Source organism: Brucella gallinifaecis (genome assembly GCF_006476605.1).
Classification (GTDB): Bacteria; Pseudomonadota; Alphaproteobacteria; order Rhizobiales; family Rhizobiaceae; genus Brucella; species Brucella gallinifaecis.
On the sequence record NZ_ML636800.1, the window covers coordinates 449,530 to 464,374 of the forward strand.

The following is a 14,845-nucleotide window of genomic DNA, read 5'->3' on the forward strand; positions in this document are numbered from 1 at the left end:
ATCAAAAAGACCGGCGGATTATGATATCCGCCGGTCTTTTTATAATGATATAATCTAAAACAGATAACAGCTTAACTTTGCAGCATAAACTTCTGGATACGACTGTCAGCCGGAGCCTGTTTCAGTTCATCTGCTGTCATATTCACTGCAACATGGCCATTTTCCATCATCACGACACGATCGCTGACACGGCTGACAAAACGCATTTCATGGGTCACGATAATCATCGTCATGCCATCACGTGCGAGGCTTTCAATAACCTGCAATACTTCGCCCACCAGTTCTGGATCGAGCGCCGAAGTCGGCTCATCGAACAGCATGATTTCCGGGTCCATAGCCAGCGCACGTGCAATTGCCACGCGCTGCTTCTGTCCACCCGAAAGCTGATGCGGATATTTGTTGGCATGGGCCGCCATTCCAACGCGAGCCAGATGGCTCTGAGCTGCAGAACGCAAGGCTTCCTTATTGCTATTGCCGTGATAACGCGGGCCAAAAGTCACGTTCTGTAAAACAGTCATATGCGGAAACAGGTTGAATGACTGGAACACCATGCCAAGCCGCGTAACACGATCATGGAAATCGGAGACAACCCGATAGCCCTTCTCGTCAGCCGTAATCCACTCGCCACCATCGAGCAGGATACGACCCTTATCGATGTCCTGAAGCGCATTGATCGTGCGGATCAAGGTCGTCTTACCGGAGCCGGATGGTCCGATGATGCTGACAACCTCACCCTTGCTGACCTTCAGCGACACATCGGCAAGCGCGTGTTTGTCTCCAAAATCTTTGCAGACATGCTCAAGAGCCACCACCACTTCTTTGCCGATACGGCGTTGATTAGTGGTCTGAGCTGCTGATTGCATTGCGGCAGGCTCTGCAATTTCAGCACCCGTCATGCGCGTGATATCAAGGCGACCTTCAAGCCGGGACAGGAAAAAACTGAAAACAGAAACTACCAGAACATAGTAGAATGACACGGCTACCAGCGTTTCAATGACCAGAAAATTGCGCGTGTATAACCGCTGGCCAACCAGCAATATCTCTGCAAGTGAAATCACCGATAGAAGTGAAGTCAACTTGACAATGGTGATGAATTCATTGCCCAGCGACGGCAATGCAACACGAACGGCTTGCGGCAAAATGATATGGCGATATTTGCCCACTGGACGAATGCCAAGCGCATGTGCGGCCTCGTGTTGCCCCTGATCCACTGAAATAAGACCAGCACGATGAATTTCTGCCAAATAGGCCGTTTCTGAAATGACCAACGCAATCAGACCGGCCCAGAACGGCACCGACAGAACAGGCCCAAGCGCCGGTATGAACTGCGGCATGTTATAAACGAAAATCAGCAATACCAGCAAAGGCAGACTGCGGAACAGCCATATATAGGTTTTCGCGGACCAGCGCACGGCGCGTAGATTCGATTGCCGCGCAAGCGCCAGCAAAAAACCAAGCACTGTGCCGACAACCCAGGTTAGCACACCCAGCCATGCAACAAGTGCCGTAGCACGCCAGAAATCTGGATATAGCACCAGGCTGAAGAGGTAGTTCCAGTCAAAATTCATGGGCCGGATTTCCCAAAACTATAGCGTCCAATTGAACGCACGGCATTCTAATTCATTGTTTTAAAGCGCATTTTACCCGAAAATCGTTTTGTACTTTTCAGGATGTGCGCTACAGCGCCGCAAATTCCAGTCTCAAGTGATCAGGTAGGTGTGTGGTGTCCACCTACCTGTCACATTCATTCAGCAATAGCTGCCTTGAATTCGGCTTCCGTCGATTTCGCAACGCCATATTTGCTGAACAAGGTTTCATAATCGGCATCGCCATCAAGCTTGGTCAGTGCATCGCGCAAAAACTTCGCCAGTTCTTCATTGCCCTTTTTGACACCAAAACCAACAATCACAGGATAAAGCTGCTCGGTTGAAGTGACTTTCAGACGGCCACGAAGCTTTGCGCTCGCATCGGCCAGCACAGCCGAGTTTTCAAGCTGCGCATCAACGCCGCCGGACATGACAGCCTGTGTGGCTTCTGGCGAAGTCGGGAATTCGCGCGAGTCAATCGGGTTGGCGGCACAAACCGATTTGTTGAGCTTTTCAAGTTCAGGAATCCAGGCAGCTCCCTTGATTGAGCCAACGCGTTTACCGCACAACTCTTCCGGCTTGGTGAAATTTGCACCACTGCTTGTTGAAACAGCGATGGAAACACCGGTTTTCATATAGGGAATGTAGTCGATCTGCTTTGCACGCGCAGGCGTCACATAAAGTGTCGAGGCAATGACATTGAACTGATCACTGGATACGCCGAGAATAAGATTCTCAAAGCGGGTATCCTGAAAGGTGACTTCGCTGCCCGTCTTGTCAGCAATCAGTTTCACCAATTCCACGTCAAAGCCTGCCGGCTGATTGGCTTCATCGAAATAATTATAGGGCGGATAGGTCAGATCAACACCGATCTTAAGTGCCTCTGCATGTGCACCTGTGAGTGACGCCATCAGGACGAAGGTACTGGCCAGAAATTTTTTCATAGGATGTTCCTCTCATTCGTTTTCTTATCTTTGTTGAACAATTATGAGAATGCAATCCCTGCACCTGCACAAAATTTCACCATCAAGCCTTACTTACGATAAAAACTGAACAAAAATACCTCCCACAACCGGTAAGACGTGACCTAACCCATTCATTTTTCGCTCTTTTCTTTTTTGTTGAACATTTATGATAAATAATTCTAAATTTAGGTCGCAAGACATAAATCATGCTGCATCACCCAAATTAAGCCACTATACCACCTAAGCAGGATCAGAATATTTAAAAACCATGATGGCCGGAGGTTTACAGGCAAAATATCAGCGCCGAAAAATCTGCTACAGATTCCTTTATAGAAACAAAAGGAATGTGCATTTCCCCTTGACATAAAATGTTGTTCAACAAATTATACTGCCAAGGAGACAATTGTGGCCAACCAAGATCACCCCTCAGATCGGACACCGGTGCTGACCCAGACTGCGGCTGGACTGTTGCGCGATAAAATTTTGCGTGGCGAGCTTGCGCCGGGTACACCTTTGCGTGAAGTCGTATGGGCTGAATCGCTCAATGTATCGCGCAATACATTGCGTGAAGCATTGCGCGATCTTGTTGCCGAGGGGCTGATTGAACACCGCGCCCATCACGGTGCCACAGTGCGTGCACTGAATGCTGCCGAAATCAGTGAAATTTACGCTATCCGCATGACACTGGAATTACGTGGCATTACTTGCAGTGCCTACGCCTCTCAGGAAGCAATGTCAGAGCTCGTTGAAAAGGTCGAATCGGTGCAACGCGCCGCACTCATCAAGGACTGGCAACAATGCGGCACTGCTTCGCTGGAATTTCATCAACATATCGTCAATTTCATTGGAAGCCCGCGTTTGAACGAAGTATTCGCGACCGTGGCAGCCCAGGCGCGACTGGCTTTTTCGATGGCTCCGGATGCGCGCCGCTTTCAAGAACCCTGGGTAGCCCGTGATGTCGAAATTTGCGGCTTGCTCTGTGACGGTGACCGCGCCGCAGCCAGCAATGCTCTTGAACTTTATTTACAGGAATCTGAACGCGTGGTTTTGGAAGCTGCCCGCGCTCAGACCCTGCCTCGCCCAAACAGGACACTAGCTGCACAGGCCCATCAGGGTCAGACCCAGTAATTTGACGGGAATGGCGTGACACGCCTACATTAAGGAGAAAAACAGGGATGAAACCCGAACCTATTACCCTTGCGCCGGAAGATGCATCTGCCCGCAAGGCGATTAAACCTGTGATCTGTTATCCTGTCGATACATTGCCACGCCCGGATCTTGCAGCCTATCGTGCATTGCGCGATGAATTGGAATTTGTCGAACGCGTCGTTGTTCCTGCACGGGATGCAGCCTGCTGGCAGGTACCTGCCGGGCATTTCTGCCGCATTGTATGCAGTGAAGGCTCACAGGTTGGCGATCTCAATCTGTTTAACGCCAAGAACCTCAATGAGCGGCTCTATACCGGCAAAACACGCGCCCTCAACGGAACCCATGTTGGACTGGGCGATCAGCTTTTTTCGAACATGCCCTATCTGAGGCCAATTGCAACAATTACGCATGACACACTCGATTGGTATGGCTTCGATGAATTCGGTGGATCGGTACACGACGTTATCGGAACCCGCTGTGATCCATATACTCACAATCTGCTGAGCAATGGTGGCCAGTATCATCATTGCTGCCACTCCAATCTGACACGTGCTTTTGCAAAACAGACCGGAAAATCGCTGGAGGAAGCTGGAAATTTTGTTCATGACGTACTCAACGTGTTCATGTGCACAGGCTTTACACGTGATACTGGCCAATATTTCATGAAGGCAAGTCCGGTTCGCCCCGGCGACTATCTTGAATTCTTTGCCGAGATTGACCTCTTGGGCTGCATGTCGGCCTGCCCCGGTGGCGATTGCTCTTCTGAGCATTCATCCGATACCGCCAACTGCTATCCACTTGTCGTTGAAATATATAAGCCTGCAAGAACACCTGAAGGCTGGGCTATGCCCAAAATCAACTCTTATGATGGCACTCACGGTCTTTGATAAAACCCAATAGCGCACATAAAATTCCCCCAGAACTATCTGGGGGAGTTTTAAAGTCGTTACACATTTTGCCGAGATAGCCTCTGCTCGTATCCAATATAAAAATTCACCATTAACACTCAAATCAGGCTCCGGGCTATTACGAAACTCCCTTCCTGTAGACAAAGCTGAAGTCACGCTTTAAATCGATTACAGCCGTTTACTTTTTAGAAGAAGAGCAAGCCTATGCCGCAGAAAACCGATCTTCTCGTTCCCGTCCTGCAAGGCCAGCCAGTTATTCCCGTCTTGCTGATTAATAAGCTTGAGCATGCGGTTCCGCTGGCACGCGCCCTTGCCAAGGGTGGATTACCTGCAATCGAAATTACTTTGCGCACAGCAGTAGCGCTTGATGCTATCCGTGCCGTTGCACAGGAAGTACCAGAGGCCATCGTTGGCGCTGGCACTATTCTTAATGCAAAACAATATGAAGATGCAGCCAAAGCCGGCTCACGCTTTATCGTAAGCCCGGGTGCTACAAAATATATTCTTTCTGCGGCCAATGACAGCGAGGTGCCATTGCTGCCAGCGGCAATTACGCCCAGTGAAATGCTTGCTCTACGCGAAGAAGGCTACACACATCTCAAGTTTTTTCCCGCAGAACAGGCAGGTGGTGCAGCCTTTTTGAAGGCTCTTTCCTCTCCACTGGCTGATACTGTCTTTTGTCCGACAGGAGGCATCAGCCTCACCAATGCAAAATCCTATCTTTCACTGCCAAATGTGATCTGTGTTGGTGGCTCCTGGGTTACTCCAAAAGAGCTTCTCGAAGCAGGTGATTGGGATGGCATTACCAGACTTGCTGCTGAAGCAGCGCAGCTTAACCACTGAAACTGATTTAAAAAAATCAAATTAAAAGGGGCCTTTATGGCCCCTTTTAATTTTGTCCCGCAAAAAAACTCAGTTCGTTGCAGTAAATTTTGCGACTGTCAGAAACGTTACAGCATTACCGCTGAACTGATTTGCATGTTCACTCGGCAAATCTCCACGCTGAAAACCAGCCGTGTAGACCATAGCAGGAGCAGATCTCAATGCATCGTTACGCAGAACCGCATTGGTTGCCGGTGCCGTCTGCGCAACAGGTTCTGCCGATATAGCAACCGCAGAAGCCGGCATTACAGCAGGTTGAACCATCGGTGCCGGACGCGAAGGCACCGCAGCAACACGACGATCACTCTTGCCAGTCGAACGACCACCCGTCCGTGCTACTTGTCCAACAGAAGCAATACGCGAACGTGAAGCAGCAGGCTTAGCAACGGAGGCCGTCTTAACTGGAGCAACCCTCACAGGTTCCGGTTTTGCAACTGCGACCGGTTTTGTATCAAAATCATCTTCCGGTGGAGCAATCAACTCAGCAATCTCATCCTTCTTGGAAAGCATTGCCAATTGAGTATTCGCACGGGGCGCTTCCTGCGGCACCGGATAAGATGTTGCCGTATCCTGAGCAACAGCATGTCCCGCTGCAGAATCACCATTAACAAGCTGCGCAATAGCATCCTGCGGATCATGTTGAGGGCGTATCCCCGGAACGACAGCGGCGGCCAGTTGTGGCGCGGCTTCCTGCTGCGGACGCATTGACGGTACAGGAACAAAACCGGTTATCATCGTATTGGCACTTGCATCAGCAATTTGCTGGGCAACATCATCAACAGGGCTGGCCGCTGCGGCCAGAGCAATAGCATCCTGAGCGGCGCTAACAGGCCTGCTGGACGGAATCGGGACATTAAACGCAACCGCTGGTGCTTCTTCTACCGGCTGAGGCACTTCAACAATCGCTTCAGGACGCGGAGCCTGTATAGGAACAGGTGCGTTACGAACCGGCAGCGCAGCAATCACGGTTTCAGGCTGTGGTGTGCGTACCGGTGCTGCAGGCGCAGGAGCCTGACGAACAGCAACGGCCCGAGCCGGGCGGGCAGCCGCAGGCGCCACATCACCATTATCCTCTTCTTCGTCAGCACCGCCGCCAAACAATGCGCCAAACAAAGTCTTGCTTTTACGCGGAGCCGAATTGCTCGCCATCATAACATTGCCGCCACCGGCTTTGCGCTTTTCGATCATGGCAAGCGCCTGCTGATAACCCGGCAATGGCTTACCATCGGCTGGAAGATGTGCTGTTTTGCCATCGGGGAACAAGGCAAGCAATTCACGACGGCTCATACGGGGCCACGAGCGCACATTGCCAACATCCATATGCACGAAAGGCGAGCCGGAGCGCGGATAATAACCAACGCCACCAATCTGATAGCGCATGCCAATGCTACGCAATTTCGCGAGAGGAACGCCCGGGATAAAAAAGTCCATCGCTCGCCCAAGCGTATGCTGGCTCTTTTTAGCCACGCCTTTCGTTCTCGACCGGAGCATATTATTGGTCGCCGGCGATCGGTATGCGGAAACAACGGTGATATATTGGCTTGAACCCGTTGAGCGATAAACCTGCCAAACCAGATCGAACAGGCGAGGATCCATCTTGGTCGGCTCGTTACGGCGCCAGTCACGCAGGAAGACGTTCAGTCTCTTCAAGCCATCAGGAAGAAAACGACCGTTTTTCTTGAAAACAATCTCGGCTTTTTCACCCGTATGGACGTAATAAAGCTTCAATGAGCGGGTTTCTGCCGATGCCTGAGAAGGCGCCAATGTCACAACAACAGCACTGACAGCCAAAGCCGCCGCCGCAGACGCTCGGACATGTGTCAGGGAATCAAACAATCCAGTCCAGACTTTCGCCAGCCGTGCTTTGATGGTCGATATGCTGCTCATCGAATTATATCGCCTTACCGTGTTGTCCGCCCTAAGGGCCGTATCAGAGTTCCAGAAACGAATATGAGTGAGCCCTGATTGTCGGATTTAATGGTTAATGGACGCTTAGTGAACAACAAATGAGGAAACACCATGGCAAAAAAGACACAGCTACGCATCTATTTTCATTATGGTGAAAAAATTATTAACAATATTTCTTAATGCTCACATTCTGGCAACACTAGCAGGGCAATTACATTAACTTATATATTTCAATGAATTAATATAATTTATGTATTCAAAATCCTCGATCGAATACGCTCTTTGAAGGGCACAATTTCACTTTCGCTCTGTGAAGAAGCTGAAGCCACATCAATGCCATATTCCTTCAACTTTCGATAAAGCGTGGTCCGGCCAATCCCCAATCGACGTGCAACCTCACTGATTTGACCATCATAATAGGAAATTGCGAAACGGATCATCTCTTCTTCCGCTGCGGCAAGCGTGCGCACTTCACCCTCTGGGGTAACTCCATTGATCATTCCTGAACCGGAATTTTCACCCTTATGAACCATCACTGTATCAGACAGAGGTTCTTTATTGCCGAATATCGTCATGCCACGGAAATCACCGATTGAGAGCGTGTGATTTTCGCAAAGAAGAACAGCCTGATATATTGCATTCTTAAGTTCACGCACATTACCGGGCCATGCATGTGCCTTAAGACTTTCCATCGCATTTGGTGCGATTCCGACAAGGTGCCCCAGCCTTTCTTCACTGGCAAATTGCATCAAAAACTGGTGTGCCAGAATTGGAATATCTTCAATCCGGTCTCTCAGTGGCGGCATGGTGATATGAAATGAAGAAATCAGCTGATAAAGGCCGGGGTGAAACCGCCCCATATGAACAAGCTCAACGAGCGCTTGAGTGTTGGATGCGATGATCCGCGTCTTCGACACAAACGCGCCATTCGCATTTTCAGCGGTATCCTGCGCAGCCTGCATTGTTTCAAAAAGCCGAATTTGAGTCTGATAAGGCAAGGCACTAATTTGATCAAAGAATAATGTGCCACCATTCGCCTCAGCCAGCTTGCCGACAATATGGCTCGACGGCCCGTTAAAATTCAGCCCCTCATTGTCATCCAGGCCTGCTGACTGCCCGAATAAAATTTCATTCGCATTTTTATTTACAAATCCGCGGCAATCCACAGCAACGAAAGGACCTTGCCAGAGTGCCCCACTGCCAATAATCGCACGCGCCAGCGTTTCCTTGCCCGTTCCCTGCTCACCTTCAATGAGTAATGGCGTGTCCAGATGCATGACGCGCTTGGCGAGCGTAGCGACCTTTTCCATTTCCGGGCTTTTTATGACGAGGTCAGAAAGCAGAATATGCGACTGTTGCGATGTACGTAAGCGTTTTAATTCATGCGACAGCGAATCAAGCTTAAAAACATTCGCGATAGAAACCTGCATACGTTCAAACGCTACAGGCTTGGTCATAAAATCCAATGCGCCCAGCTTGATCGCCTGCATCGCCTTATTCATGTCGTCCTGCTGGACCAGCGCAATAACAGGAATATTGATGCCGGCCTCGCGCATTCTTAGCAGCACAGCACAACCATCCATATCCGGCATGGTCAGATCCAGCAGGATGAGCGCTATGTCTTTTCGGTTCGCGATGAACCCGAGAGCGCTGATACCACCATCTGCAAGAATCGTACGATAACCCATGCGCAGAACCGCCATTTCAAGGCTGCGACGCTGGATCGGATCATCATCCACTATAAGAATACGCGTACTCATTAACTGCTTCATCTATCAGGGGGGACTTGACCAGAACACCCCAATAACTTGTATGTATCATTTTTCAGGCGATTTATTTGACCTTAGCTTTCAGTGAAAGCAAGCGGAGCGCATGGAAAATATATCTAACATCCTCAAAATAGTGATGCTTCGAAAAGCGTAAACATCCCCCTCTTGGCGTCAACAAAAAGACATGCGAGAAGGATGGCGACAGGAGAAGACCAATGACCGATGCGACAAAACTTGGAAAACTGCCGGAATGGAATCTGGCCGATCTTTACCCTTCAGCCGAAAGTGCTGAACTAAAAGCCGATCTCGCAAAGGCGGCCAGAGATGCAGCCAGTTTTGAAACACGCTGGAAAGGCAAGCTCGCAGAAGAAGCGGCAAAAGCCGATGGTGGTCATTTCGCGCAAGCTATCAAGGAATATGAAGCGCTTAGCGAACTTATGGGCCGTATCGCGTCTTTTGCCGGCCTCTATTATTATGGCAACACAACCGATCCCGAGCGTATGAAGCTTTATGGCGATGTGCAGCAGAAATTGACCGATGCCAATACGCCACTTATTTTTTTCAGTCTCGAAATCAACCGGATTGACGATAGCGTCCTTGAAAAGGCAATGGCCTCCAATCCGGCAATCGGTCACTACCGCCCTTGGCTGGAAGATCTGCGCCTGGACAAGCCCTATGAGCTTGATGACAAGCTGGAACAGCTTTTTCATGAGAAGTCGATCACCGGCTACAGCGCATGGAACCGCCTGTTTGATGAAACAATGTCGAGCCTGCGGTTTGAGATTGATGGTAAAGAACTCGCAATCGAGCAGACACTCACCCTGTTACAGGATGCAAACAGCGCAGTGCGCAAAAAGGCGACTGAAGCCCTTGCCAAAACTTTTAGCGCAAATCTGCGAACTTTCACGCTGATCACCAACACGCTTGCCAAGGACAAGGAAATTTCTGATCGCTGGCGTGGTTTTCAGGACATTGCCGACAGCCGACACCTTGCCAATCGTGTTGAACGTGAAGTGGTCGATGCTCTTGCGAGCGCAGTGGAAAAAGCCTATCCGCGCATTTCACACCGTTATTATGCATTGAAAGCCAAATGGCTTGGCCTTGAAAAACTCGAAAACTGGGACCGCAATGCACCCTTGCCAGAAAAACCACAAGCGCTGATCTCATGGGATGAAGCGCGTGAAACCGTACTTTCGGCCTATGGCAGTTTTGCGCCTGAAATGGCCGAAATCGCCAAAAATTTCTTTGAGAGGAACTGGATCGATGCGCCGGTGCGTCCGGGCAAAGCACCGGGGGCTTTTGCCCACCCAACCGTGCCTTCAGCCCATCCTTATGTGCTGCTCAACTATATGGGCAAACCGCGCGACGTGATGACACTTGCGCACGAACTGGGCCATGGCGTGCATCAGGTGCTTGCAGGATCACAGGGCGCACTTATGGCTTCAACGCCGCTGACGCTTGCAGAAACCGCTTCGGTTTTTGGCGAAATGCTGACCTTCCGCTCACTGCTTGAACGTACAACCAACAAACGCGAACGCAAGGCCATGCTGGCGCAAAAGGCCGAAGACATGATCAATACTGTCGTGCGCCAGATCGCCTTCTATCAGTTCGAGCGCCGTGTTCATACCGAACGTCGTGAAGGTGAACTCACATCCGATCGCATCGGCGAAATCTGGATGGATGTGCAGCGCGAAAGCCTTGGCGATGCAGTCAATCTCAATCCGGGTTATGAGGTGTTCTGGACTTATATTCCGCATTTCATCCATTCACCATTCTATGTCTATGCCTATGCTTTCGGCGACTGTCTGGTAAACTCGCTCTATGCGGTCTACCAGAATTCGGAAAAAGGCTTCCAGCAAAAATATTTTGACATGCTCAAAGCCGGAGGCACCAAACATCACAAGGAACTGCTGGCGCCATTTGGTCTTGATGCAACCGATCCGGATTTCTGGAACAAGGGCCTGTCAGTGATCGAAGGCATTATCGACGAACTTGAAGCCATGGAAGACTGAGTAAATCCGTGCCTCAACCCGATTATGATAAGCCGCTTATCCTGTTTCGGGATGACAAGGCGGGACGCGAAGTTCTCTTTGCGTCCCCATCTGCGATTATCCGTGCCGATGAACCACATGCATTTGAGGCTGCATGGAACGCGATGCAGCGTGCACATGAAGATGGCAAGTGGCTCGCAGGCTATCTCTCTTATGAAGCAGGCTATCTACTCGAACCCAAACTGAAGGAGCTGCTGCCCGAAGATCGCAAAGCGCCATTGCTCTGCTTCGGTGTCTTTGATGCACCCTGCGATGAGGAGCTGCACAACCACAGCGATGGCAAGAACAGTTTTTTGCGTAATCCGGTCGCTCAATGGTCGTTTAAGGAATACCAAAAAAAATTTGATCGCCTCCACCAGCATCTGCGGGAAGGTGATTGTTATCAGGGCAATCTGACTTTTCCCATCCATGCCAAATGGGATGGTGATCCGCTTGTTCTGTTCAACGCGCTCGCCAGGCGGCAGCCGGTTCGCTACGCAACCTATTGTAATCTGGGTGGTCCGATCATCCTGTCCCGTTCGCCGGAACTTTTCTTTGAAATTGATGATGAGGGATATATCGAAACACACCCTATGAAGGGCACCATGCCGCGCGGTGCAACGCCTATTGAGGATGAAGCGAACCGCCAGTTTCTGATGAACGATCCCAAAAATCAGGCCGAAAACCGCATGATTGTCGATTTGCTGCGCAATGACATATCATTGATCAGCGAAGTCGGCTCGCTTGACGTACCAGAAATTTTTCAGGTGGAAACCTATCCAACCGTGCATCAAATGATCAGTCGCGTGCGTGCAAGACTTAAAAATGATCTGCCGCTTCGCGCAATTTTTTCGGCGCTTTTTCCCTGCGGTTCAATAACCGGCGCACCCAAAATCAGCGCTATGAAAATTCTTCGCTGCCTCGAAAAACAACCTCGTGATATTTATTGCGGTTCACTCGGCTGGATAGAACCGGGAGGGCGGATGCGCTTCAATGTCGCCATTCGAACGCTCTCGCTTCTTGAACAAAATCGTGCAATTTTCAACGTTGGAGGCGGCGTGGTTTTCGATTCCACAGCGCAAGCGGAGTATGAAGAATGCCTTCTGAAAGCACAATTCGCGACGGGTCAGAGGCCCGCAACCTTGCAGAGCCAGACTACCAACTGATTGAAACAATGCGCTGGGAGCCTCTTTCAGGCATATTGCGTTTTGATCTGCATATGGCTCGGCTTGAAAATTCAGCACAGACACTCGGTTTTCATTACGATATGGAAACAGTGCATCAGAAAATCGCTGAAACTGCCACTGGCGAAAGCCCGCTCAGACTGCGGCTGACATTGGCCCCTGATGGATCCGTTACGCTTGCAGCACAGCCCTATGAACCCCTGCCAGACAATACTCTGTGGCGTATAGCAGTCGCAAAAACACGCTTGAACCAAAATGATCCGCTGCTGCGCCACAAGACAACACGGCGCCAGACCTATATTGCAGCCAGAGAAGAATATTCATCAGCAGAAGTGGATGAAGTCATCTTGCTCAATGAGCATGACGAGATTTGTGAAGGCACGATCACCTCTGTTTTCCTTGATATGGGTGGAACAAGCTGTGTCACCCCTGCCCTTTCCTGCGGGTTACTTGACGGTGTTTTAAGACGCGAACTTTTAAACAATAATGTGGCGCAGGAAGGAGTTGTGAGCATGGATGATCTCAGCCATGCACGCAATATTCTCGTCGGTAATTCATTGCGCGGCATGATACGCGCTCAGCTGGTTACGATATAAATTCGTTAAACACGTTTGCTGTCATAGGCTTGTGACGTTTCTTTCTTTCTATGAACCTGTGCTATCGTAGCAAAATGAGTATTCCGCATCCCGGAAATACCTAGCGCTGCATCCTTGCGGCAGGAGAGAAAAAATGGCGAAAACGAAATGGCCAGTCTATGGCGAAATTACCGGTCCTCTTATCATGATCGGCTTCGGCTCGATCGGGCGCGGTACCCTGCCACTGATCGAACGCCATTTCAAATTCGACAAATCCCGGATGGTCGTCCTTGATCCAAGCGAGAAAAATCGTAAAATTCTGGATGACAAGGGAATCCGTTTCATTCAGGAAGCAATCACCAGAGATAATTACAAAAAAATTCTTGGCCCTTTGCTCAAGGACGGCGAAGGACAGGCTTTCATTGTCAACCTGTCTGTCGATACAGGCTCTCTCGACCTGATGTGTTACAGCCGTGAAAATGGGGCCCTTTATATCGACACTGTTGTTGAACCATGGCTCGGCTTCTACTTTGATGAAAAAGCCGATAATGCCTCGCGCACCAATTATGCATTGCGCGAAACCGTACGCGCTGAAAAACGCAAAAACCCAGGCGGTCCGACGGCAGTTTCATGCTGCGGCGCCAATCCGGGCATGGTGTCATGGTTTGTAAAAAAAGCGCTGATCGATCTCGCAACCGAACTCAAACTTCAATTTGAAGAGCCTGCCACCGATGATCGCAAGGGCTGGGCAAAGCTCATGAAAAAGCTTGGCGTAAAAGGAATTCATATCGCAGAGCGGGACACTCAGCGTGCAAAAGCACCAAAGCCATACGACACATTCTGGAACACCTGGTCTGTAGAAGGCTTTATTGCCGAAGGTCTGCAACCTGCAGAACTCGGCTGGGGCAGCCATGAAAAATGGAAGCCTAAAAATGCCCGCAAACAAAAAAAGGGCAACAAGGCAGCCATCTATCTTGATCAGCCGGGTGGCAGCACCCGCATTCGCACCTGGTGTCCGACACATGGAGCACAATTCGGACTGCTGGTGACGCATAATGAAGCAATTTCAATTGCGGATTTTTTCACCTTGCGCAGCAAAAAAGGCAAGCTCGACTATCGTCCAACCTGTAATTATGCCTATCACCCATGCAATGACGCGATCCTGTCACTCAATGAAATGTTTGGTGCAAATGGCAAAGCACAATCCGCACAGCATGTACTTGAAGAAAATGAAATTCTTGACGGTTCTGACGAGCTTGGAGTTCTGCTCTATGGCCATGACAGGAACGCTTATTGGTATGGCTCGCAGCTAACTATTGAAGAAGCACGCAAACTCGCCCCCTATCAGAATGCAACAGGGCTACAGGTCTCCTCTTCGGTTCTGGCTGGTATGGTCTGGGCATTGGAAAATCCACAAAGCGGTATCGTCGAAACCGATGAGATGGACTATCGCCGCTGTCTTGAAGTGCAACTGCCATATCTCGGCCCTGTCAAAGGCTATTATACGGACTGGACCCCGCTCGATGGTCGTGGCGTGTTGTTTGAAGAAGAGCTGGACACCACAGATCCCTGGCAGTTCCGCAACATTCTAGTGGTTTGATTCCAACATTTGCATCCCGTCACTCCACCCAAGCGGGCAAATATTGGAATCCAAAAACCACTAGCCAAGTATATGTTTCTAGTGGATTTTACGAATTTGACATTTGAACTGGCACTGAGAGTAACCGGGATTCAAATGTCAAATTCAATCCACGAGTGCGGTAAATCTGACAAATTGCCTGACCCCGACCATTGCGGCAGTTGCGCAACAGTCTCACAATCCTCTTCAAAAGGGCTTGTAATCGTGTAAATTTCCATACATCACACGGGAAACACCCTTACGGAGACTA

At 49.9% G+C, this 14,845-nt stretch carries 11 protein-coding genes; 7 read left to right on the forward strand and 4 right to left on the reverse strand.

What is annotated here, in order from left to right:
- Positions 1 to 71: 71 nt before the first annotated feature.
- Both FHY56_RS01985 and FHY56_RS01990 read right to left on the reverse strand, forming a co-directional pair.
- Positions 72 to 1,568 carry an amino acid ABC transporter permease/ATP-binding protein gene (locus tag FHY56_RS01985; RefSeq protein ID WP_140903486.1) on the reverse strand — a complete coding sequence of 499 codons (1,497 nt, stop codon included), beginning with the start codon at positions 1,566 to 1,568 and terminating at the stop codon, positions 72 to 74.
- Positions 1,569 to 1,744: 176 nt separating this feature from the next.
- Positions 1,745 to 2,530 carry an ABC transporter substrate-binding protein gene (locus FHY56_RS01990; RefSeq protein WP_140903487.1) on the reverse strand — a complete coding sequence of 262 codons (786 nt, stop codon included), beginning with the start codon at positions 2,528 to 2,530 and terminating at the stop codon, positions 1,745 to 1,747.
- Between the two features lie 426 nt (positions 2,531 to 2,956).
- On the opposite strand from FHY56_RS01990, the gene FHY56_RS01995 reads away from it, so the two are divergent.
- The 3 genes from FHY56_RS01995 to FHY56_RS02005 all read left to right on the forward strand — a co-directional run bounded on the left by FHY56_RS01995 (position 2,957) and on the right by FHY56_RS02005 (position 5,451).
- Positions 2,957 to 3,679: a GntR family transcriptional regulator gene (locus FHY56_RS01995; protein ID WP_210240045.1), complete on the forward strand. Its 723-nt coding sequence runs from the start codon at positions 2,957 to 2,959 to the stop codon at positions 3,677 to 3,679.
- Positions 3,680 to 3,726: 47 nt separating this feature from the next.
- Positions 3,727 to 4,587 (forward strand): urea carboxylase-associated family protein, encoded by an 861-nt coding sequence (locus FHY56_RS02000; RefSeq protein WP_140903488.1) that lies wholly within the window; start codon positions 3,727 to 3,729, stop codon positions 4,585 to 4,587.
- Between the two features lie 225 nt (positions 4,588 to 4,812).
- The gene (locus FHY56_RS02005; RefSeq protein ID WP_140903489.1) at positions 4,813 to 5,451 is read left to right on the forward strand and encodes a 2-dehydro-3-deoxy-phosphogluconate aldolase; all 639 of its coding nucleotides are present in this window, start codon (positions 4,813 to 4,815) and stop codon (positions 5,449 to 5,451) included.
- A 69-nt stretch (positions 5,452 to 5,520) separates the two neighbouring features.
- Here FHY56_RS02005 and FHY56_RS02010 read toward each other — a convergent pair whose 3' ends face one another.
- Both FHY56_RS02010 and FHY56_RS02015 read right to left on the reverse strand, forming a co-directional pair.
- Positions 5,521 to 7,377 (reverse strand): peptidoglycan L,D-endopeptidase MepK, encoded by a 1,857-nt coding sequence (locus FHY56_RS02010; protein ID WP_140903490.1) that lies wholly within the window; start codon positions 7,375 to 7,377, stop codon positions 5,521 to 5,523.
- A gap of 269 nt (positions 7,378 to 7,646) precedes the next feature.
- Positions 7,647 to 9,158 (reverse strand): sigma-54-dependent transcriptional regulator, encoded by a 1,512-nt coding sequence (locus FHY56_RS02015; protein ID WP_140903491.1) that lies wholly within the window; start codon positions 9,156 to 9,158, stop codon positions 7,647 to 7,649.
- Between the two features lie 224 nt (positions 9,159 to 9,382).
- Between FHY56_RS02015 and FHY56_RS02020 the strand changes: the two genes are divergently transcribed.
- The 4 genes from FHY56_RS02020 to FHY56_RS02035 all read left to right on the forward strand — a co-directional run bounded on the left by FHY56_RS02020 (position 9,383) and on the right by FHY56_RS02035 (position 14,556).
- Complete coding sequence (locus FHY56_RS02020) at positions 9,383 to 11,179, forward strand: M3 family oligoendopeptidase (RefSeq protein ID WP_140903492.1); 1,797 nt, start codon at positions 9,383 to 9,385, stop codon at positions 11,177 to 11,179.
- Between the two features lie 8 nt (positions 11,180 to 11,187).
- Positions 11,188 to 12,363 (forward strand): aminodeoxychorismate synthase component I, encoded by a 1,176-nt coding sequence (locus tag FHY56_RS02025; protein ID WP_140903493.1) that lies wholly within the window; start codon positions 11,188 to 11,190, stop codon positions 12,361 to 12,363.
- Entirely contained in the window at positions 12,294 to 12,977 is a 684-nt protein-coding gene (locus FHY56_RS02030) for an aminotransferase class IV family protein (protein ID WP_140903494.1), read from the forward strand. The genes FHY56_RS02025 and FHY56_RS02030 overlap by 70 nt, the downstream gene beginning before the upstream one ends.
- Before the next feature lie 133 nt (positions 12,978 to 13,110).
- Complete coding sequence (locus FHY56_RS02035; protein ID WP_140903495.1) at positions 13,111 to 14,556, forward strand: homospermidine synthase; 1,446 nt, start codon at positions 13,111 to 13,113, stop codon at positions 14,554 to 14,556.
- Positions 14,557 to 14,845 lie beyond the last annotated feature (289 nt).